This window comes from Pseudobdellovibrionaceae bacterium (assembly GCA_020635075.1).
In the GTDB taxonomy this organism is placed as follows: Bacteria; Bdellovibrionota; Bdellovibrionia; order Bdellovibrionales; family UBA1609; genus JADZEO01.
In genome coordinates, this window is the sequence record JACKAM010000004.1 from 43,324 (window position 1) to 66,123 (window position 22,800).

A 22,800-nucleotide genomic window follows, 5' to 3' on the forward strand; every position below is an offset into this window, starting at 1 on the left:
AAGCTACATCCATTCGCGCGAGCAACGCCCCGCCCCGGAGGGCGGTCTGGTCGGGGTGGATTTGCCATCAATTCCCCAATGGCGATAGGCTTAGGGGGAAAGGGTAGTCATTGTGACTGAAAAAAGGGAATCTCTATCCCCAACATTTTGCGTTTTGCCTTGGCTTCATCTCGGTGTTCGCCCGACGGGGAGGGTTCGCGTATGTACTTGGACGACGTCAACTCTGCGGGGTGAGGATGGCAGGCCGCTGAATGTGGCCAAGGACACCTTGTTGGCGGCCCTTAGCTGCAAAGAGCTCTCTGAAATGAAGGCCAGAATGTTGGCCGGTGAAACCGTGGAGACCTGCAGCCGCTGTTACGAATTTGAATCCGTTGGCAATAAAAGCAAAAGACAAACGGAGTTAGAGGTTAATGCTGGCCGAGTTGAGGATGTACTGGCGGGACTGGTCACAAAGCCGGAGATCTTGGAACTTCGACTGGGAAACAAATGCAATCTCGGCTGTGTGTCGTGTAGTCCGGATTCATCGAGCTTTTTATATCGAGAAGTGGAGAAAAACCTAGAGCCCGGTGGTGTTTTTGATGATCAGCATTTAGGAGCCTTCGCCACAATGCGGGCCAATCAGACTGAATGGTTTGAGCAGGATCGGGTTTGGCAAGACGTTCGCGGGTTGATGCCAGGGATTCGACGCCTTTACATTACGGGTGGAGAACCCACGTTGATCAATAAAAACTGGGAGATGTTATCATTTGCCATTGAGGAGGGCTACGCTCCCAACATATACCTTGAGATCAGTACCAATTTGACTGTCTTAAAGGATAAGCACATTGAAGTCCTCAATCGGTTCGGATCTTGTCATATCTACTGTAGCATCGATGCCACCGGGATGGCGTTTGAATATTTAAGGTATCCCGCAAATTGGGAAAAGGTGGAAAGAAATTTTCGCCGCCTGTTAGAATTGTCATCTAAAAGCGTTCAGATCGGAGTGACGCCAACGATTAGTGCTCTGTCAATTTGGCGCCTCAGAGATCTTTACGCGTGGCTTGATCAAATCGAATACGATACAGGACGTTGTATTCCCCTTCATTGTCATACCCTCCTTCGCGATCCCGCCTATCAAAGTTTGACTCATCTACCTGAAGATCTAAAAAAGAGGGCCATTGGGGAGATCGATTGGCTGTTGGCAAAGTATCCAGATGATTTTAATCAGAGAAACCTTAAGAAGGTTGCCAACTTTATACGACACGGCGAAGGCCACCCTGATATACTTATTGAGGGGCAGAAATACATCGAAAACTTTGATCGAATTAGAGGCAGGTCGTGGCGAGAGGTGGTGCCTGAGCTTGAGGAGGTTTGGAAGTGAAGATATTGGTGATCGGAGGGACTCAGGACTTTGGCAAAGGCATTACCGAGTATTTAGGTAAGGAGGCCTACGGAGTTGGTCGTTCAAATGGCTTTGATGTCTGCGATCGGGGAGTGTTCTCAAGGCTTGTGGAAATGTCCCGGGACTATGAAGCCGTGATTGTCGTGACTAACGCCAATAATCTGCAGCCGGAATTAGTGGAGAAAATTTCCATCGACTGGCTGGAGCGCAATCACGATGGATACCTGTTTTGTATGGGGTCGACAGCCGTCTATCACGAGAGGTACGATCGTGAGCATCGGGTGTGGAATTATTTGAGAAGTAAAGAGGGCCTAAAGCTGTTAAGTAAATACATTGGTGATCAGGTTTCTAATCGGGAAGTCAAAATGCGTTTTACCAATATTCAGGTGGGTCGACTAGATAATGAAAAGGCCAGGTCGAAGCCGGGTTTTAAAATTGGGATTAAGCCGAATGAGGTGGGGCGAGTTATTCGCTTTCTCCTTGATACACCGAAACACCTTTGCATCCATGAAATCTACATGGACCCCAAGTACTGAGGTTAGATAGAAACAGTGAGCCAGCATAAAAAAGGCCGATTTTGCATTGTACCCTTTATTCAGCTCAATACCCGAGGGCAGGGAAATCTTCGCGTTTGCTGTTCTATAAGCGGAATACCTCATGGAATTCCCAGGCAGGGAACGATTGTTGATGTCAACGAGGGTCGAGCGGGGGCGTCTGGCGAAACCTTCGATTTAAGAAAAGACAGTATCGCCGAAGTCTGGAATTCGGAGTTTATGCGCGATTTTCGTCTGAGAATGGCGAACGAGGAGTACCTGCCCAACTGTGAATTTTGCTATCGCCTTGAGGACCGGGGGATCAACAGCAAGCGTGTAAACCGAAACAATAAGTTCGCCGAGAATTTTCAATCCGTCGTGGAGGAGGCCGTTAATTCTACTGGCCGGTTATCGACTAAGCCCATTTGGTGGGAACTGCGATTTAGTACAAAATGCAATTTGTCCTGCCGAATGTGTACCCCGGCTTTGAGTACACGGATGCTCCAGGAATATAAGAGTAAGCAGGCGCTTTTGACCCCGGAAATGCGGGGCGAACTGGAAATGGCGAGCCTTCTTGTCGCCGATGGGCACTTGGGTGAGAGTGAATTTTTCCGGAAGCAGCTACAGGGGTATGTAAGGGAGGCGCGGTTTTTGGAAATGCGCGGGGGCGAGGTTCTGGTAGACCCCGAAGCCATGGAGTTTCTCAGGGACTTATCTTTGGAGAAGAAGTGGGCAGCCCAAATGCACCTGGATTTGAGTTCTAACATAGTTACCTTGAATCAAGGGCACATCGAGGTCTTCAATGGTTTTAAGAGTGGTACGATCAAGTGTAGTGTCGATGGATTTGCAGAAGAAAACGAATACATCCGGCACCCTTCCAAGTGGGAGGATATCCTTGCTGCCTTAAAGCAGTTAAAGGGCCTGCATTCTGGCTGGAACAAGGTGCTGCAAGCGACTTTGTCGGCCTACCAGGTTTGTACCATCGATCGCCTGTTGTGGTTTCTCGATGACTTTGTTCAAGCCAATGGATTCGAAATGACATTCTCATTTACCATGGTCCGAGATACGCCCCATTTAGATCCGGAAATTATTCCTCTTGAGATGAGAAAGGAGTCCGCACAGAGGGTGGAGAGTTTTTTGGCCACAAGCTACCTGTGTACGCGGAGTCCGAATAAGGAGGAAAATAGAAAGATGATTCGTAGTCTGGCAACGGGAATGCTTCAGTCAGACGAGGCCAGGGGGAGCGAGGCTTTGAGAGCCTTTGTTGCCCACACAAGAGCACTGGACAAGATGAGAGGGCAGTCGGTTGCCAGCGTTTTTCCCCACTTAGGGCCGCTATTCATAGACCAGTAGGCTTGCCTGGGACTCCCGAGATCTTGGGAAAAATCCAATAAATTTAGATACTTATGATGCCAAAAAAAGTCAAAAATGTCCTAAAGTAAGACAGGACTTTTGTCGATAAGTCTTCAAAGTGTCTCGGTTTGAGTCTGGTATAAAGACCAGGGCGCTCCAACGACAGGGCTATTCAAATGCGGAACCGTCAGTCCACGAAGGCCTTTAAGTGGGTGGGAAAACAAAGCTATAATTTATCAAATCCGTAATAATGGTGGGTAGGCATATGAATAGATTGGCTCAGGTGATTCGTGGTGGGTTGGTCGTGACCATGGCGACTTTTTCCCTAATGGCCCTAGGTTCCGGTGGAACCCAGGGGACTGAAGGCGGAGGTAATGAAGCTTCGGGTGGAGGTCCCAATATCAATCAGGGAGCAAATGAAGGTGAAAGTTCTCAAAACACGGGAATGATGATCAACCTTGCAGCGGGAGCAACCTTTTCTGCAATTTGTGCGACGCCAAAAGGCGGTTGGGCCTGCCCGTTGGCGGCAATGTCCTTTTTGCAGGCGGCCCATGATATGGCGGCTTCCGACCAATCTGGCAATGTGGCCAATGCTTCAGAATACAACCCCAATTGGGGAAACACTCCTGGAGGCGAGCTGCCGACAGGCGGAACCATGCCCGGAACAATCCCTGGTGGCGGAGCCGGCGGTGGTGGATCGGGAACTGGATTTGCCAATCAGCAAATCAATGAAGGCCTCAAGAACCTTGAGGGCAAGGGCTATAAGGTCAACGCAGCTGCGGGGACCGTCACCACTCCAAATGGTGAAATGCCGATGAGTGCCTTTTCAAGTCCTGAATCTATGGCAGCTGCCGGTTATGATGAATCCTCGGTAAATGCGGCCAGAGCGGCCATTGGCAAACTCAATGCGGATGCAGTGGAAAAGTATGGTGACAAGGCCAACGTGGTCGCCATGGGTCTTGATTCCCGTGGTGGCGGTGGCGGAGCGCTTGGCGCAGGAGGAGGAGAGGGTGTTTCCTTCGATGGCAGCGATCCAATGGCCGCCTATCTGGCGTCCCTGAAAAACAAGATGAACAAAAAGCGCGGGCCCGCCAGTGTGGCTGGAATGCAAAGAATGGCAGGGGGCGAACCGATTGGTGTTAAGATGGATAACATTTTTGAAATGGTTCATCGTCGATATCAAAAGAAGCGTAAGGCGAATATCTTCATCGAGACGGACACATCAAATACGGGAAAAGGGAGTAACCGCTTCTAGTCCTGGTTAAGTAAATGAACTCGATAAGTACAAAAAGAGCCGACAAAAAAGTGGCTCTTTTTTTATGTCAGACGAAGAGAAGAATTGATTCTTGTGTTCTTAACAATACTCAGTCCTCTGCCAATGACAGAGTTTTCCAGCACACAATTTTCTCCAATATGCGTCCCATCGCCGATGACATTGAAGCCCTTGAGTATTGTGTTCGGCTTTATGGAAACCCCCTGACCCAATAGGCAAGGTCCCCCAACAGAGATATTTGAATCCAATTGGCAATCCGGGCCGACGAACATTTCGGGTCCATGGGGAAAAAGCACCCGGCCATAGTGATGATGGAGTTCCTTAAGGAAAACTCCCTGAGGGTCGCCGTCAATCAGATGTTTTAAACAGTTTTGGCTGGCACTCAGATAATCAGCTTCGGATCCAGTTTCAAACCAGTAAGGCTCGGCCCGATGGACTTTAACAACTTCCCCTTTGGCCATTCCGGATGCGAGCCCATCATAGAGAATATTGGAGATCTGTCCGGCAGGAAGATAGTCAAAAACGCGGTCAGATAGGGCAATAAATCCGGTGTAATGAAATCCGACGAGTCCCTCGGAATCAGGTGTCTTGCCAAAATTAATAACCCGCTCAGTGGGGTCGCACCAAACGCCACCAAACTTGGTTCCAACTCCTGGAAATTGGCAGACTAACAGTGTTGCCAGGTTGTCCTCGCTGGTGTGGCGACGCCAGAGTTCGTCCACGCCCGATGGATCAAGTAAGACCTCGTCCCCATTGGCGACCAAAAAGTGTCGATCGCCCGCGAGGTCATCCCGGGCATTCTTAATTCCGCCCCCGCTGCCAAGGATGAGGGGGCTCTCATGAATAAACTGGACATGAGATAAGCCGAACAACTGGACGGCGTGCTTGATGCTGTCCGCGCAGTGGTGGGTGTTGACGATCAATTCAGAGGCCCCGACTTTTTGCAGGTGATACCATGGGTAGCAAATCAGGGGCAGGTTCAAGAAGGGCAGGGCCGGCTTAGCGCACTTGAGGGTGTGGGGCCGGAGGCGCTCTCCCAGTCCGGCGGCAAGAATCATGGCCCTCATAGGGCCTCGTAGTCTTTATCGAGAAAGCCCCGATCGGATAGAATCTCAGCCAAGAACCGGTATTCGGGGAACAGTTCAAGGTGACGGACGACGGTTTCAAGGGTGGGGCGAATGTACTTTAAATAGCGAGTGTCGCCCCGATCATTGTAAAAGCTCGAAAAGCTCCCACATGCCTTAAAACATCTTTGGATAACTTGAAGGTTGAAGACATTCTGAAAATCAGAGTCCTTGGTCTTGTGAGAGTATAGGGTTGCAGCGCATTTCCGGTAGTAGTCGAGGATTTCATTTCGAGTTTCATCGTTCAGATCCACGTAGGAATCATATACCAGGCTGACCAGGTCATACTGAATGGGCCCCATGCGGGCATCCTGAAAGTCAATCACGCGCATCTTACCCAACTTAATCATCAGGTTGCGGCTGTGATAGTCTCGGTGGCAGATGAACTTATCTTCATTATCGAGAGTCGAACAGATCCCAACAAAGGTCTCCTCAAGTTTGCGGGAGTCCTGGTCTGTAAACTCGATCTGCCCTAAGCCCTCTAGCAGGTGTTTGCGGCCGTAGTTCATTTCCCACAGCAGTTTTTCAGTATCAAAGGCAACTCCAAAGGCCACACACCTGGCGGCCGAGTCTCGCGTTGCCAGGTAGTGAATCTTAAGTAGTTCGTCAATGGCCTGCCGGTAAAACGGAATAACCATATCTTGATTCTGATTCTCCCAGAACTTTCTTTCCAGGGTGAGGTCACCCAGGTCTTCAAGAAGTACAAGGCCTAATTCAGGTGCCATCCCCTTAATGTCGGGTACATTGATGCCGTGTTTTAGAAAATGCCTTTGCACTGATAGAAAAGGATACTTGTCATCAGCAGAAAAGGGCTCCCACTGCATCAATACCCATGAGTCCTCATCGCAGACGATGCGATAATAGCGGCGGGCGCTGGCATCCCCGGCGAGGGGCAAAATTTGATATTTATCTGTGCTCAAATGGGAGGTGAGAAAATTTAGGATGAAGGGCTCAACGGGCTGAGCGACTAACTCTGTTTTCCCATTCATTGGCAGGCTCGATCAGTTCCTTGGTCTAGAGTTCTGTTTAGGGTCTTTATAATGGTGGCAAAAGAAGTGGAGTCAGACAACAGGAATTCTGTGACAACTAAACCAGGCAGTCCTCAAGGCTTCGGCCAGTGAGACTGTCGTAAAAGAACTCTATGACACCATAATCCAAGTAGTGCTGAAAGTCCCTTTCCATCTTCAGGTTGGCGACCGAAATTCTGCGCATGAGAACGCGCTGGGCCTCGTCTTCAATCGCGACGATCTCAGCATAAGGAATGACCGTTCCTGCAATGACCTGAGGACTCTCTTTTGTCCGTGGTCCAGAGAGCCAGTCGATCAAGGTGATGCGCTCTTCATTATCCAGGCTGGTCACGTCAGGGATAAAGATCGTGGCGTCAGTCAGCTCGTCCAACAAACTCGTATCGTGCCGCGATTCAAGCGACAGTTCATCCCAGTGGATGAAAATTTGCCGACCTGACAGACAGTGAATCTCAACCGCCATTTTGTGAATGTCAGTGTAGGACTGGGCTTCGATCAAACAAGGGATTGAAAAGGCCTTGCGCGGACGGGGAATGAGATTTTCGTAGTCCTCAAGGCGAGCCGGGTGTGGCCTCTGTGGCCGACGAAACGAAGACAGTCGTATGACATTACTGGGATACTCTGAAAGATGAATTTCGTTTTCCAGACGACTGAGGTCATCAAGTGTCGCTGCAGTAATCAACGCTGAGCTTAAAACCAGATCCACCAGATCTTCAATTTCATTAATCTCTTTGGCGGAGAGGTTGTCAGCCGCTGAAAACCGGGCGTACCCCCACAGCTGGCCGTGCAGGCGAACGGGGAGGAGAAGATTACCATCCAAGGTTACCGAAGAGTTTTTCGATAAGAGGCTATAGATGACCTTTTCACTCTCATTCTGATCAAGGTCCTGAGGAAAGGATCGATAATGAAATTCACATTTGTAGCGGCTTTCAATGAGGCGAAGAAGTCGGCTCATGATGGGAGTGAACGCATTTTCGATACGTCCCCGCCCAAGTTGGTTGTCGTCTGGTCCCTGGAATTTCATTCGCTTACGTTCCTCTGGTCATTCGCTTTGGCGTGAGCCCCTTACCACTTGGGCCAACGCTGATCTACAGAGGCAATTGTTGTGCCGGAATTCAAAAAATCAAGGCTGTCTAATCACTTATCGCCAACTGCTTTCCGGGCGCCCGTAAGGGCGCGCCCATGTGTGGCCCAAAATATTGAAATCACGAAATTTTCTTAGGTCGCCCATTCGAGTGGTGGCCAGATGTTGGACATTGTGGCCAGGGGCGATGGAGATTTTTTACGGTCTAAGCCACCGAAAAGACGACTCTAACCATTGTTCAGTTCGGAAATAATTTCGCAAAAAGGGTCACTTGCGATGGCCCAACTACTGCTGCACAAATGGCAGATTTAAATAAGCCGCCACTCCTGCGTGGTCCGAGGGCCACAGGCCAAAGATCTTTCCGCTGGGTTCGTGACCGACAAGGTTCACACGACTCAATCCGATGAGCGAAAAGGGGAGTCGCCCATTGAGATTGTTCCGCACAAAGATGTGATCGATTCGGGAATCAAGTTGGCTCGTTGAATTTTCCAGGTCAGGGCTCTGGCAGCAGGTAAAGCCATCGGCAAATGGATGCGCCCGGTCCCAGATGTCAACAAAGCCTGCCGCCTTGGCCTGATGGTAAGGCTGAGTATTCCCATCCTTTGGAGACGAGTTGAAGTCTCCGGTGAGGATCGTCGGCAGCGGTTCCTGGGCTAATGCTCCCATTAGTTCTTGCATTTGTGCGGCTTGGATTTGGGTGAAGGGCTCACGACCTCCCACTTCAAGGTGCACATTTACAACTTTGTAGTTTAGCCCCTTTGCTTTGACTGTGGCGCCCACGTAGCCGCGGGTAAAGGCAACCTCGACGCCGCCAATGGGAAGCTTCAGGTTAGTGTGAAAATTGTGAGCTTGTACTTCCGAGACCTGCAGTCCACGTCGAACCAACAAAACGTCCCGATCAGTCAGGCGCACGTCGTCCAACTTCGGACCGTGCTCATCTCCGCCAACAAACATGGGGAGCTCGATGTCAGCATTGGTAATCTGTCCTGCGACATCATACTCAAGCTCATTTTCCTCCATGGCGCGAAGAAGCTCGAAAAGATAATCATAAATCACGATTTCGGCACTCTTTGGATTGCCGATTAAAAAATCACCGGGGGACTGGAGGCGGATCAATGAGACTTCCTGCAGACCGACAACGTCTGGCTGAACGTCTTTAATCTCATTCACAAATCCTTGAACCCGCATATGAATGGAATTCTTAACGATGGTTTGAAATGTGCGGGCCACAAACAGAGGAATCTGTTCCGGGCGTTGGGCCTCAAGAACTTGAAAAAGATCAGCACCCACATAAAGGTTGCGAGTCATCACAGTTAGAGGCTTGCCCAGTCGAACCCGGGCGGCCTCAATGGCCGGATCAATGGACTCCGCCTTGGCCTTGCCAAAAGACAGTAGTGCACTAGCAATGAAAACGAATACCCCACCCCAGTTTTTCATATTCCCTCCCCCGAAGGACGTCCCAGTCGATACCAGGTTGAGGATAGATTGTAAACAGGGGCTAGGGGCTTGTAAGATATTTAAATAAAAAAGGGTGATGTGACCATCACCCTCAAACTTCCCATTACTGCTTTTGCTAGTTATTTCAGCATCTTACGCTTATCAAGGCCGTATTTCTCGACCTTCATGATAAGTCCTGCACGGCTGATTCCCAGCTCCTTTGCCAGCTTGGATTTGTTCCATCCAGTCCGGCGCAAGCCCTCTTTGATCATCTCGCGCTCAAGTTCTTCCAGAGCGTCCTTTAGTTTGCCGTGGACACGCGCTCCCTGAACCTTGCCCTTTTCACTGGCTTCAAGGATCTTGGGGGAAAGCATATCAGCGGTAATCTTTGTCTCCCCACCGGAGAGAACGACGACGCGCTCCATTTCATTCTGAAGCTCCCGCACGTTTCCTGGAAAGGAGTAGTCATACAGCTTTTCCAGCGCCCGCTTGGTCAGCGTCTTCTTCATCTCGCCGTTTTGGGCTTTATTGAGGAAGTATTCAGCTAATAGCGGAATATCCTCTTTTCTTTCCCGAAGTGGGGGGACGCGAATGTTGATTACGTTGAGGCGATAGTACAAGTCCTCGCGGAAAGTACCATTTTCAACCATCTCCTTGAGATTGCGGTTAGTTGCTGCGATCACTCGCACATCCACCCGCTTGGACTCCAGTCCTCCGACGGGAATGAAGGTGCCCTCTTGAAGAACACGTAGCAGTTTAACCTGCATTGTGGGTGAGGTGTCTCCAATTTCATCCAAAAAGAAGGTTCCTTTATCAGCGATTTCAAACAGACCTTTCTTGTCGCGAACGGCACCGGTAAACGAGCCCTTAACGTGACCAAAAAGTTCTGACTCCAACAGGTTGTCGTTGAAGGCGGAGCAGTTCTGCACCACAAAGGACTTATCTTTGCGAAGCGAATTGTAGTGAATCGCTTTGGCAATCAACTCCTTACCAGTTCCATTTTCCCCTTGAATCAGCACCGTACTGTCTGCCGTGCGAATCTTATCGAGCAGAGCATAGAGGTTCTGCATGGGCTTGGACTTACCAATCATGTTGTCATACTTGTAGCGGCTGCCCAGTTCTTTATTGAGCTCTTTGATGCGATTTTCGCGAGTGGTGATTTCTAGGTGGAGAGTGATAATCTCCTGGGAGACAAGCTCGACCAGCTCCAGAAAGTGTTCACGATCCTGGTCTTCCACGTATTTAATCTTAGACAAGCTCTGCTCAATGATGTCAGCCGAGGCGCCAAAGATGGCCAGGCGTTCGCGAATCTCGTTAAGGCGCTGTCCGTTGTTGGTCACGTCCTTGACAAAGCCCATTGCAACAACGGTACCCATAAAATCGTTGTCAATGAGAATGGGAACAATAGCAATGTCGAACCCGGCAGTGTCCCACTTGCGGATACTGTAGCGGTTTTCGGACATTCTCAAATCCTCGATGGACTTTGAGATGGTATCAGCCAGGTTATCCATTGCGGAGTCTTTGTTCAAAAAGGTATTAACCGCAGGATTACAGAACTTAGTTGTCTTGGGGTCTACGCCACGTAAATGACCGCGCTCATCAGTGAAGATGATATCGATGTTCCACCAAGAACTCAGGATCTGCTTCAACTTTTTAATAACGTGAATATGTTCAAACTCATCCCAATTGATCATGTCTAACCCCTCTTGACTCGTGGCAAACTGCAAAGTTCTTTGACAATCCACTTATCGTCCAAAGTCTCGACACACTTGAGGAGGGAGTAAAAAATTTGGGCACCCATGAGGTAACCAGCTGAAATTACTGGCCAACAGACTGCCTCAATTTTGGAATGTCAGGTCGACAGGGCTTTAGTCACTGTTAGAAATGAGCCCACTAAGATTATGACAGTTGGGCCAAGTCGTATGGTTTAACGACAGAAAATTCGCGAAATCGAAATGAGCTAGTGAGCCTGCAGCTGGTGAAAACGAAAATACTCACCCTTCTTGTTTAAAAGATCATCATGCGAACCTTGTTCGACAATTCGACCTCCTTTAAGAACCAGAATGCGATCGGCCTTGGCGATGGTGGACAGGCGATGCGCAATGACGAAGGCCGTCCGCCCCTTCATCAGTTGATCGAGGCCCTTTTGGACCGAGACCTCGCTTTCACTATCCAGGGCGCTGGTGGCCTCGTCCAAAATCAAAATGGGAGCATCCTTGAAGATGGCCCGGGCAATGCTAATCCGTTGTTTTTCACCGCCAGAAAACAGCGCACCCTGATCACCCATACGCGTGTCGTAACCTTCACGAGTTCGAGTGATGAAGTCGTGGGCGTTGGCTAGTTTAGCCGCGCCTTCGACTAGTGACTCTTCCTTGTCGATGTCACCCAAGCGAATGTTGGCCTTTACCGTGTCGCCAAAAAGAAATACATCCTGGGAAACCAAGGCAATGTGATCGCGAAGGTCTTTAATAGACAGTTTGCGAATATCAACACCCCCAATTTCAATGTGACCAGAGGATGGATCGAAAAACCTTTCCAGAAGGTTAACCAGGGTGCTTTTGCCTCCTCCGCTGGAGCCAACCAGGGCAACCACTTCACCTCTCTTGATGCTCAGGTTGACATTCTTCAGCACGGCCTCGTCTTCAAAGGCAAAGCTCACGTTCTTAAAGTCAATGCTCGCCCAGGTTTCGTTAAAAGGAACTGGTGAGTCAGGATCAGGCACCGTCGAGGAGGTGTTCATGATGTCTTTCATTCTCTCTAGGGCAACGGCGGCCTGTTGAAGCTTAAGATAACTTGCCTGCAGCTTTTTGACCGAATCCTGGAGGAGGCCAATGGCAAAAGAAAAGGCGATAAAGTCGCCCACCAGAAGGTGGCCGGAGAAAATTTGCTGACCAATATAGACCAGGATCATCGCCAGCGTGATAGAGGCCAGGCTTTCCGAGATGGGACCAGCCAGCTCCTCACGATTAATGATCTTCTTTTGGGTTTCTAAAAAGTGATCGGCCTGTCGGGTGAAGCGATCCCTCAGTTGGCCCTCCAGATTGTAGGACTGTACAATGCGTGTGCCGTCGAGGCTCTCTTTAAGAGTCTTGGTCAGCTCCTCCATGGCCTCTTGGTTTTTATGTCCGTATTTGCGCAGGCTGCGGGCCAGGCGCCTCATTACGCCGGTGATTATGGGTAGGGCTGCAAGGATGAAGAGGGTGAGCTTCCAGTCCAGGTAGAGTACATAGGCGAAAGTCAGAAGCGCCATAAAAGGTTCGCGGACAATGTCCGCCACTTTGTGGATAGCACCCTGGATAATCTGGATATCGCTAATCATGCGGCTGATCAGCCCCCCTGATCCGCGCATAAATCTGTGGAAAAACCCAAGATTGAGGCTCAAGTATTTGTTCATCAAATCACGTCGTAGCTTTACCGCGATCTGATCTGACGTGAATTTCATCCAAAATAGGTGATAGTAGCGGGCGATACCACTTAAGGTCCAAAGCACGGCAATGGCGATCGGAATTTGAATGGCCTTGGTATGATCATCGGCCCGCCATGCAGCTTCCAATTGGCGCAGAAGTTCAGGGGAGACGGCCTTTAAACCACTGACAATGGCCCCAAGCACGAGAATAATCAGAATTCTCAGCTTGTAGGGTTGAAGTTCGGGCCACAGACGCTCAATGATAATCTTCATGAGTTAAGGGGTTCTCCACTTTTTTGCGATTTCTTGCTCGCCTTTGCCGTCGGGCTACCGGGCGTCGACGGATTGATTTGATCCAGGTATTCCTTAAGGTATTTTCCAGTATATCCTTTGCGTGACTTGGTCAATTCCGATGGAGGAGCTGAATTAATAATTCGGCCACCCCCTGCGCCGGCCTCAGGCCCCAGGTCGATCACCCAGTCAGAGTGGCGAATAATCTCCAGGTTGTGTTCAATAAGCAGAACGCTGCCGCCACTTTCCACCAGTCGGTTAAGAACCTTAATGAGCATGTGCACTTCGCGAAAGTGGAGGCCTGTGGTGGGTTCATCAAGGATATACAATGTGGCTTTTTGATTTGTTGAATTAAACTCACGCGCAATCTTAAGCCGCTGGGACTCTCCTCCGCTAAGAGTATTGGCGTTTTGGCCAAGACACAGGTAATCCAGCCCCACTTCTTTTAGGACAGACAACGGACGGCGGATATTCGGATAGGCTACGAAAAAGTCCATGGCTTCGGCGACAGTCATATTTAATACGTCGTGGATATTCTTGCCGCGATACTTGACCTCAAGGACCTCCGGGCGAAACTTCTTTCCATCGCAGGCATCGCATTGGATTTCAAGATCGTCCATAAAAAGCATGTCAACGACTTCGTGGCCAAGACCTTTGCAGACCGGGCAGCGGCCCCCTTCGACATTCAGGCTGAAGGATCCGGCTGAGTAGCCCATTGCCTTGGCTTCTGGGGTCGATGAAAAAATCGAACGGATGGCATCATACACTTTCAAATAGGTGACAGGGTTGCTGCGCGCGGTTTTGCCAATGGGCGATTGATCAATGAGAAGCAGTCCCTTTATGTTGCCAGCTCCTTTTAGGGATTTATAAGCCAGACCCTGTTTGTACTCCACACCCAGTTCGCGGGCGAGTGCCGGATAAAGAGTGCCGGTGACCAACGAGGATTTGCCGGAACCACTCACGCCAGTCACGGTGACCATGCGATTCAGGGGGACTTCAAGATCGACATTCTTAAGGTTGTTTCCCTCGCATCCGGTGATCTCCAATTTATATCGGAAGGTACTCATATCGATCGGGCGAGTGGTAATCTCAGGAGACCATTTATCGGCAGAGCGCAGGTAGGGGGCCGTGTTGCTCTTTTCGTTGTCGAAAAAAGATTCTGTACCACCGGAATAGATCACGTCCCCGCCCAGGTGACCCGATCCGGGGCCCATTTCAATCACGTGAGTGCTGTTGCGGATCACATCGTGATCGTGCTCAACGACAATCAAAGTGTTTCCCTGCTGCCGAAGTTGTTTGAGGATTCCAATCAGCCGGTCATTATCCCGCGGATGGAGGCCGACGGTAGGTTCATCAAGAACGTATAGGGTTTGGGAGAGGCCCATGCCAAGTTGATTGGCTAAATTGAGGCGCTGGAATTCCCCGCCAGACAGAGTCTTGGTGGGACGATCCATGGTTAGATAGCCCACCCCCACGTCTTCCAGATACCGGAGCCTGTCGGTCAACTGCCGGTGGAGCTCATGGCAGATCTCTTGCTGTGTTTGGGTAAGTTCTAGGTCGCGAATAAAAACATACAGCTCGGAGGTGGTCATGGAGCAAAGATCAGAAATCGAGTGTCCATGTATAAGAACCTGTTGGGCCTCCGGACGGAGGCGCGACCCTTTGCATGAGCTGCAGGTAAAGGCACTTTTGTACCGCGACAAAAACACCCGGACATGCATCTTGTATTTTTTGGTTTCCAAATACTCAAATAGTCCCAAGACGCCAAAGAAATCTTTGGAGCCTTGCCATATCAACTCGCGATGCTTTTGGGAAAGGTCCTTCCAAGGCGTGTGGGTGTCGATGCTGGCTTTGCGGCAGTAGGCGAGCAAAGTCCTGCGGTCCTTAGCTGCGCTGGGCATGGTAAACGGAACCAGGGCGCCCTGGGCAATGCTTAAGTCAGGATTGGGTACCACCTTGGCTTCGTCAATATCCAATAAATTCCCAAAGCCATTACACTTGGGACAAGCGCCCACGGGACTGTTGAAGCTGAACATCCGAGAGTTAATGCTGGGAAAAGAATAAGAGCAAATCGAACAGGAAAACTCTTCACTGATGCGCAAATGGCGACCATCGGTGGAAACAATCAGCGCCTGTCCCGAGTGGTGATGATTGTTGTACTTGAGTGAGGCCGCATAGGCTTGAGCCAGGGAGTCAGTAATTCGACCCTGGTCATCCTTCCTGAAGGCCAGGCGATCAATAACAATATAAAAATCGTCTTTTGGAGCTCCCGAGCGTTTGAGCTTGCCATCCTCCAGATCGACGACCTCACCAACGGTTCCACTGTAATGACTAGTGAGGCTGTCCTGAACGGACTGCTCCTTTTTTGCCTCCGCCAACACCTTTTTGGTGGTGCTTCGGCGCTTACTAGCCTTAGTTTTTGCCGCTTCCTTTTCCTTTGCCGGCAAATAGAGGCGCAAAAACCCGTCCTTTACCAATTGCTCTCTCAATTTGCGCCCGTTGAGGAGACGATTGTCGGCGGGAAGAGGGGCCAACACATAGCCTCTCAGGCCATCGAAGGCCTGGAGAATGCGTGCGGTACCATCTGATACCGAGTCCTTTTGAAGAGGGATATGGTGATTGGGACAGTAAGCCTGGCCAATCTTTTCAAACAGCAAGCGCAAATAATCGACTACTTCAGTTGTGGTTCCCACGGTGGAGCGGGAGGACTTCACCGCATTTTTTTGTTCAATCGAAATTGCTGGTGGAATATTTTCAATGCCCTCGATGTCGGGCTTCGGAGCTTTATTGAGGAACTGCTTAGTGTAGTTTGAAAGGCTCTCAGTATAGCGCCGCTGCCCCTCCGCGTAGAGTGTTTCAAAGGCAAGAGAGCTCTTGCCTGACCCGCTTGGTCCACAGATGACCGTAAAGGATCCGAGGGGGATTTCAACTTCGACACCTTTTAGATTGTTTTGTCGAACCCCCCAAAGGTGGATGTTCTTCATTCAGAAAGGTCCTCTTTGAAAAAGTTCTTCTCTTCCTGAGAGGTTGTGTCCGCCCCAGCTTCTGCAGGTTCAGTGCCTTCCTTAAAAGCCTGACGAACCACATCGGTTGACGAGGCTGACGCCAGTTTTCCAGTTTCGTTATCGATGTTGGCAAAGACAATTCCATCGGGTACGGAAAAGTTACGCACTGGCAGGCCCTCATGAGCGAACTTCATATATTCAATCCAAATGGGGAGAGCTGCCCGGCCCCCCACCTCACCTTTTCCCAGGCTCTTTTCCTCATCATACCCTACCCAAACCCCTGTTGAGATGTCGGGGCTGAAGCCAATAAACCAACCGTCGTAATAACCACTGGTGGAACCGGTTTTTCCTGCTACCGGTCGACCGACCGCCCGGGCGGCGCGACCGGTTCCGCCTTCCTCTTCAACCACACCCTGCAAGAGAGAGGTTGTAATGTAGGCGGTCAGCGGGTCCATGAGTTGGCTAGGGTCATCGAAATAAAGAGGGGGTTCCTTGCGGAGGTCCACAACCTTGCCAAATTCTTCAAGCTTCAGCATATACTCGCCCCCGGGTTGGGCGACATTGATGTCTTTGTTGGCAGCCGGAGTCTCAATGGAATCTTTGTCGCCCTCATCCTCGCTTCCACCTTGCTCTTCACTGCCATCCGATTTGGCAGACTCCTGTTCAGAGGGCTGGCGGGACTTCTTGAATTTGAGGTAGGCCTCGCGACGCAGCTCAAATTCCTTGTTTTGCATGGCCAATTCAGCTTCAAATCGATCATCCAGAGTGACTTCCTCCAGGAGGACTTTGCCAGTCTGATCCTCGACTTTATGGATCAGTCGAGGGGTCACACCCTTACCCATGCGACCGAAAATGGAAAACATTCTGGTCATTTCATAAAGGGTGACTCCGCTGGAACCGAGGGCCATGGTGAAGTCGTAATTGAGTGGGCTAAACACGCCGAGCCTGCGCGCGTAGGTGGCCACCCAGTCGACACCAATCTTTTCGATAATCTTGACCGTGGGAACGTTAAGGCTGCGAATTAGAGCCTTACGAAAAAGAGTTTCACCAACAAACCGTTTGCTGTGATTCAGTGGTTTCCACTTTTTGGTGATAATCTCATCTGCGTCGGTGTCCTGAACCTCAGTGTCTTCCTCCTCATAGACAATTGGAGAGTCCAACAAAGAGGTGGCGGGAGTGTAGCCTTTGTCTAGGGCCGCGGCATAGACGAGTGATTTGAACGAAGACCCTGTTTGTCGGGCCGCCTGCAGAGCGCGATTAAACTCGGAGCGGGCAAAATCATAACCGCCCACAAGGGCAATAACGTCCTCAGTGTTTTGATCAATGGACACCAGGGCGCCTTCCACACTGGGCTCTTGCTCAAGCTCAACATGGGCGTGAACCTTGAAGTCCGGCAAATCTTCCGGCTCTTTCCAATTTTTGCCAGCCTTCTTCTTTAAAGTGTTAAGATGGTCTTCGACAGCCTGAGAGCTGAAGGTGCGACCAATAAGGCGGACTTCGATAACGTCTCCAGCTTTGAGGGCCTCACTGGGTTTGCTGATCTCACCCTGGTCAAAACGAATATTTGGGTCGGGATGGCGGGCCCACTTCATGGATTCAAAATCAATGAGCCCCTTGCTCTCACAAAAGCGCACGTGGACGAGTCCCCAGGTGTCATCCACCTTCATGACCACCGCGGGAACAATTTGATCAACAGAGAGATAAGAGGGGATCGTAGGAAGAGGGTTGCCTTGGTCATCCAGACCGTCGAGATCAAGCTCGCCTTTTTCTTTAATCGTACCATCGGCCTGAATAATGCGCACGGAGCTGGCCTCGTCCATCAGGTCATCTCTGGATTTTCGTAAAAACTTGGCGACATCTTCAGGGTTTTGTAGAGATTGTTTTGGCCCGCGGTAGCCTTGGCGCTTGTCGACACTGCGAAGACCATTGCGAACCTGGCTTTGGGCTTCTTTTTGTTTTTGTAAATCAAGTCCGGTATGAATCTTTATACCCTTGTCGAGAACCATGACTTCGCCCAGCTTCTTGATCACCATTTGCCGGACGGTCTCAAGGTAAAATGGCGCAATCTCCTTATAGTCTTTGCGCACATAAACCTGTAGAGGTTCGTCGCCAGCGGCTTTGGCCTCTTCGGTGGTGATATAACCCTCTTCTGCCATTCGTCCGAGTACGTATAGCTGTCTTTCTTTTGCGGCACCGGGATTATATATCGGGGAGTATCGGCTCGGTGCCTGGGGAAGACCCGCCAGTAGAGCCATTTCAGGTAGGGTCAGTTCATTGACGGGTTTGCGAAAGTAAATGTCGGCAGCGGCACCGATACCATAGGCGCCCTGGCCCAGGTAAATTTGATTAAGATACAAATACAAAATATCCTGCTTACCAAGGTTCTTCTCCATGCGATAGGACAGCATGACCTCTTTAATCTTTCGGGTGTAAGTCTTCTCACGGGTTAACAGTAGAGATCGGGCCACCTGCATGGTGATGGTCGATCCACCTTGGACCTTTCGGCCAGCACGGATGTTTGCAATCAGGGCGCGGATGGTGGCGATATAATTGATACCTCCATGTTGAAAAAAGGAGGAGTCTTCAGCAGAAGTGAAGGCCTGAATAAGTTGAGGAGGCGTATCCTTGTAGGGAACCAGCATTCGCTTTTCGCGAAAAAACTCACCAATTTTGTTTCCACCCCGGTCATACACCTCCGAGACCAATAGCGGTTCATAATCTTCAACAGTGATGAGTTTGGGGAGATTGGTGGAAAAGGCAATGAGTACAATGGCACCGGCCGCAACACCCACGAAGGCTAATGCCAAAACTGCGGCAACGATCTTTTTAGTCGACATAGAAAGGGCCTCCACCCGGAGCTAAGCCAAAGGAAATAATATAGATCAGCTCAGTATATATCGGGTGGAGAGGGGGCTCAAGGGCGGCGCCAATGGCGCGCCGCACAGGCCACCATTAACGACTACCGGGGGTGGTGCTCCGGCCGCTCACGGGTCCAGTACCAAAGTGGTCGCAGACGCTGCCGAGTAGGCTATCGGATATGGAGACATCCGAATCCCAGTCATCGCTCGCCTTATACACAAGAGTGCAAGCTTTGCGACAGTAAGCGACGTTGGTGCCGGCGCCAACTCCCATGTCGCAGTTACAGCTGGCGACCACCGTGTGGGCGGCACCTCTGACTGCGCCGAGACTGTTGATGGCTTCGGAAACTTTGCTTCCGTCGGAATCAATGCCACCAGATGCCACCATTTTTTCATTAAGATAGGCCTGGTACTGACGATGCACTTCTTGGGCAACATCGGCTTCTTGCCGGGCGAGCATGATTAGCTTCATGTTTTCCTGCTTCTTTTCAGCAGCATCGGCAATGGCGTTTTGCTTTCGGGTCGCCAGAGTCATAAGCTTGTTTTGCAGCTTTTTCAGTTTGTCGTTAGCAGCGGCGAGGATTTCCTGTAGTTGTTCGGGCAGTTCTCGCTCGTTGGCGTCCTGGATGGCCCGAGACATGGCATCCTGGCGCTTGCGCAAAGACGCGATGGCATTATCCGCCGCCTTTCGGGCAGAGTCCAAAGCACGCTTGGCCGCATCAGCGGAAGCCTTGTAAGAAGGGTCATTCTTACAGCGGTTGAAATCTCGATTGAGCATCGCTTGGGACTTCTTTCGATCAGAAACGCCCACCTTGCCGACTAAATCGTTGAAGGACCCTACTGAATAAGTGCTCTTGTCGATCAAGTTCTGCATTCGTGTTTGCATGGCAGACAGTCGGTTCAAGGCTGCAGCATGGCACTGTTGATCCAGCTGGGCCAAGGCATTGAGGTAGGCATTGTAGGCGTCGTCGTAGGCCTTGTTAGTTGAAATAATCTGCTCTTCAATGCGGTCCATGCTATCGAGTAGCTGAGCCACCCGATTGCGCGCGTCTCCTTTTGCTGCCCGCATTTGCTGGTTCATTTCCTGGCGAACGGTGTCGGCATCATCTGCCACGGCCTGGGCATCCTCGTCGATGCCTTCGATTGTTGATCGCAACTGGCGGTCAATATCGCCATTGCGAGCTTCGAGGTCAGCAATTTCCTTTTGTTTGTCTGTTACGGTCTGTTGTGCGTCTTTGGCTCGGTCCATCCATTCCTTGAGATCTTTTCCGGCCATGGCTGGACAGTTCTTATACATGGTACGTGCCTTCTTTGGGTCTGGAGCATACTTTTGTCCGCTCGCCGAGGACGTTCCAGACTGACCGAAGTTCATAAAGTCCATGATGGATGCTGGACGCTTGTTGGCGTCAGGGTCGCTATCAAAATCGACCGTGTCCAGTGTTTCGCACATGGGATCACCAGCATCAGTGCCCTGGCAGCGATTACACTTATCTGCATGGGCATAACAGTCGCCGGAGATGCCAGCGGATCCGCAGGCGGAACTCATTTTGCTCTCTTCCTGAGTTAACTCCCTGTAGGCGTCCTTACACTCGCGAGGTCCATCCAGGGGTTGCTGTCCACCGCAGGCAGAGTAGTAGAGGTTTTCGGCCTTCTGCAGCTGACCTTTGCAAGGTTCAGAACTCTCCTTTCCCGCGCAGCGGGTTCGATCTTTATCCAGCTGCTCAAGAACAACTTCGCAGGAAGATTTCGGTGTAGCCACGCCTGGGCTGTTAGCAAGCGATTGTGGGCTCGACACCAGCGAAAAAATTAAACAGCACAAGAAGGTCGCAACACTTGTCCGGTTCCTAGACACTCTCTTAGCGTTCATTTCGATTCTCCCATCACAGCCCTATTAAACAGCAATTGGGGTGCCAAATAGCGCTGCCAATCTCTTATTTTTACTGAGGATTTTGGCCAGGACAAGGCCCGCTAAGGAGGCTCTGGACTATGTTCCAGAGAGAAGGCAAAAAAATTCTGTGGTGCTCGATGATCCGTAAACCCGGGTTCGCTAAGGTGGGTGGCCATGGTAACAACTTTAGGCTTCTCATTCCGCAATGAGCATGCTCACCATTGTCAGGGACAGCCCCCAAAATGTCCTTGTAGGGTTTACTTTGTCATGAGCCCACAGAACTAAGCTCAATATAGCAGATTCACCTTCGCCCCGCAATTGAGCAAAGGGCCTGCCCGAGAGGGTTTTCCTCTGTTACGAACTATCCACTGGAAAACAGAAGCAAATTACATTTGGTACCGAAGTCCTGTAACAATTCGAGGCATAAAGTCCGATAGAAAAAAATGACGCCAAACCAGCTAGATTTCATTTTTCCCTTTGTGGTCTTTTTTTATGGTGCCCTCTTGACTTTTGTCCTCAATCAGCCCCGACTGATGGAGATCGCTGAACAGAGAATGCCGCGTCCGGTTCTCGAACAAATGAAAGCTCATCGCGTCCTGGCTTGGGTCTGTTTGGCCATAGGGTTTCCGTGGTCCTTACAGAATCTTTGGCTTTCCTAGATTACGAGCCATTTCATGTCGCTTTCAGGCTAAAGACCTGCCAAGTTGACTCTCAATAACCCTCTCAGTAAGGTCCGATCCATGAAGCAAATCACCATGGACATGGACAGTTTAGACCCAATGAACAACAGCGACGAAGATGTGTTTGTTGAGGAGGAAGAGGGGCCTCACGTCTACACGGTCAGCGAACTCAACGGTGGGATTCGCGATCTGTTGGAAGGAGAGTTCCCTCTGCTGTGGATTCAGGGGGAGGTCTCTAACTTCAAGGCTCACCAGGCCTCGGGACACTATTATTTTAGCCTCAAAGACAAAAAGGCCCAGGTGAGTGCAGTGATGTTTCGTGGCTTCAATCGGCAGCTGAGGTTTCGGCCTGAAGACGGCATGGAAGTTCTGGTGCGCGGTAAGGTCACGGTCTATGAACCGCGCGGGAACTATCAGGTGTTTTGTGAAGTGATGGAGCCTCTGGGGGCGGGCGCTCTGCAGGCCGCCTTCGAGCAGCTCAAAAAGAAATTGGAAAAAGAGGGCCTTTTTGATGCCGGCCGGAAACGGCCAGTCCCCAGCTTTCCCCAGCATGTGGCTTTGATTACGTCGCCAACCGGTGCTGCCATCCGCGACATGCTCAACGTGTTGGGTAGACGTTTTAAGGGACTCAGGATCACAGTTGTTCCCGCACTGGTGCAGGGTGAACAGGCTCCGGCAAGTCTGGTGGCGGGATTGAGCCTGGCCAACCAGATTCCAGATCTAGATGTGATTATCATTGGACGCGGTGGCGGCTCAATGGAGGATCTGTGGGGCTTCAATGACGAAGCCTTGGCGCGCAAAATCGCCGCCTCTGGGGTTCCGGTTATTTCTGCCGTTGGGCATGAAGTGGATTTCACCATTGCTGATTTTGTCGCTGACCTTAGAGCTCCCACCCCTTCAGCGGCCGCCGAGCTGGTGGTGAAGAACGCTGCGGAGGTTGTGGAATCGATTCGAGTCTTTGAACGTCGCCTGCAGTTGGCCATTGGCAACCGTCTGCAGCTTATGAGCCGGCAAGTGGAGGTCTTGAAACGTCAGCTGGTGGATCCGCAACGCCGGCTTAGGGATCTGGTGATGAGGTGTGATGAACTGACTGATCGGCTGACTCAAGCCATTGGCCGATTTTTGGAAGCCCGTCGTATGCGGCTGAGGCTGACCGAGCAGGGCCTGGGGTCTCCAGAGAGTGCGCTCAGCCAGGTGCGCGAAAGAGTGTCTACTCAGGAGAAGAGTCTGAGGCTTCTGATTATGAAAAGTCTTGAGGGCAAGAAAGCTGAATGGAAAACGTTCTCTCAGCTCTTAGATAGCCTGAGTCCCCTGAGGGTCGTGGAGAGGGGATATTCGATTGTAAAGTCTATTGATGGGCGAGTTTTAAAATCGGCTCGCGATATCGAGGTAAATGAGGAATTTGAAATTAAATTGCATGAAGGGGAATTGCGGGCAAAAGTGCTTGTTCGTCACCTTTAGG

General features: G+C 50.6%; 14 protein-coding genes and 1 other RNA gene. 5 read left to right on the forward strand and 10 right to left on the reverse strand.

The window, feature by feature from the left end; all coding sequences use genetic code 11:
- Positions 1-112 precede the first annotated feature (112 nt).
- From H6624_17695 to H6624_17710, 4 genes are all read left to right on the forward strand, one after another.
- On the forward strand, positions 113-1,360 hold the full coding sequence (locus H6624_17695; protein MCB9086179.1) for a radical SAM protein: 1,248 nt from the start codon (positions 113-115) through the stop codon (positions 1,358-1,360).
- On the forward strand, positions 1,357-1,917 hold the full coding sequence (locus H6624_17700) for a hypothetical protein (GenBank protein MCB9086180.1): 561 nt from the start codon (positions 1,357-1,359) through the stop codon (positions 1,915-1,917). The genes H6624_17695 and H6624_17700 overlap by 4 nt, the downstream gene beginning before the upstream one ends.
- Before the next feature lie 15 nt (positions 1,918-1,932).
- A complete protein-coding gene (locus H6624_17705) occupies positions 1,933-3,267 on the forward strand; it encodes a twitch domain-containing radical SAM protein (GenBank protein ID MCB9086181.1) in 1,335 nt (444 codons plus the stop codon).
- 265 nt (positions 3,268-3,532) lie between these two features.
- The gene (locus H6624_17710) at positions 3,533-4,522 is read left to right on the forward strand and encodes a hypothetical protein (GenBank protein ID MCB9086182.1); all 990 of its coding nucleotides are present in this window, start codon (positions 3,533-3,535) and stop codon (positions 4,520-4,522) included.
- Between the two features lie 62 nt (positions 4,523-4,584).
- Here the strand turns inward: H6624_17710 and H6624_17715 are convergent, their stop codons facing one another.
- From H6624_17715 to ssrS, 10 genes are all read right to left on the reverse strand, one after another.
- Complete coding sequence (locus H6624_17715) at positions 4,585-5,607, reverse strand: NDP-sugar synthase (GenBank protein ID MCB9086183.1); 1,023 nt, start codon at positions 5,605-5,607, stop codon at positions 4,585-4,587.
- Positions 5,604-6,653, reverse strand: coding sequence for a phosphotransferase (locus tag H6624_17720; GenBank protein ID MCB9086184.1), 1,050 nt, complete (start codon positions 6,651-6,653; stop codon positions 5,604-5,606). The genes H6624_17715 and H6624_17720 overlap by 4 nt, the downstream gene beginning before the upstream one ends.
- A gap of 97 nt (positions 6,654-6,750) precedes the next feature.
- The gene (locus H6624_17725) at positions 6,751-7,713 is read right to left on the reverse strand and encodes a hypothetical protein (GenBank protein ID MCB9086185.1); all 963 of its coding nucleotides are present in this window, start codon (positions 7,711-7,713) and stop codon (positions 6,751-6,753) included.
- Positions 7,714-8,058: 345 nt separating this feature from the next.
- Positions 8,059-9,210, reverse strand: coding sequence for an endonuclease/exonuclease/phosphatase family protein (locus H6624_17730; GenBank protein MCB9086186.1), 1,152 nt, complete (start codon positions 9,208-9,210; stop codon positions 8,059-8,061).
- A gap of 140 nt (positions 9,211-9,350) precedes the next feature.
- Positions 9,351-10,904 (reverse strand): sigma 54-interacting transcriptional regulator, encoded by a 1,554-nt coding sequence (locus H6624_17735; protein MCB9086187.1) that lies wholly within the window; start codon positions 10,902-10,904, stop codon positions 9,351-9,353.
- Positions 10,905-11,170: 266 nt separating this feature from the next.
- On the reverse strand, positions 11,171-12,889 hold the full coding sequence (locus H6624_17740; protein MCB9086188.1) for an ABC transporter ATP-binding protein: 1,719 nt from the start codon (positions 12,887-12,889) through the stop codon (positions 11,171-11,173).
- On the reverse strand, positions 12,886-15,891 hold the full coding sequence (gene uvrA / locus H6624_17745; GenBank protein MCB9086189.1) for an excinuclease ABC subunit UvrA: 3,006 nt from the start codon (positions 15,889-15,891) through the stop codon (positions 12,886-12,888). Before uvrA ends, H6624_17740 begins: the two co-directional genes overlap by 4 nt.
- A complete protein-coding gene (locus tag H6624_17750; protein ID MCB9086190.1) occupies positions 15,888-18,749 on the reverse strand; it encodes a transglycosylase domain-containing protein in 2,862 nt (953 codons plus the stop codon). The genes uvrA and H6624_17750 overlap by 4 nt, the downstream gene beginning before the upstream one ends.
- Before the next feature lie 115 nt (positions 18,750-18,864).
- The gene (locus H6624_17755; protein MCB9086191.1) at positions 18,865-20,529 is read right to left on the reverse strand and encodes a hypothetical protein; all 1,665 of its coding nucleotides are present in this window, start codon (positions 20,527-20,529) and stop codon (positions 18,865-18,867) included.
- 247 nt (positions 20,530-20,776) lie between these two features.
- Positions 20,777-20,943, reverse strand: a non-coding RNA gene (ssrS, locus tag H6624_17760) — 6S RNA.
- A 455-nt stretch (positions 20,944-21,398) separates the two neighbouring features.
- Between ssrS and H6624_17765 the strand changes: the two genes are divergently transcribed.
- Complete coding sequence (locus tag H6624_17765) at positions 21,399-22,799, forward strand: exodeoxyribonuclease VII large subunit (protein ID MCB9086192.1); 1,401 nt, start codon at positions 21,399-21,401, stop codon at positions 22,797-22,799.
- The last annotated feature ends 1 nt before the right edge of the window (position 22,800 follow it).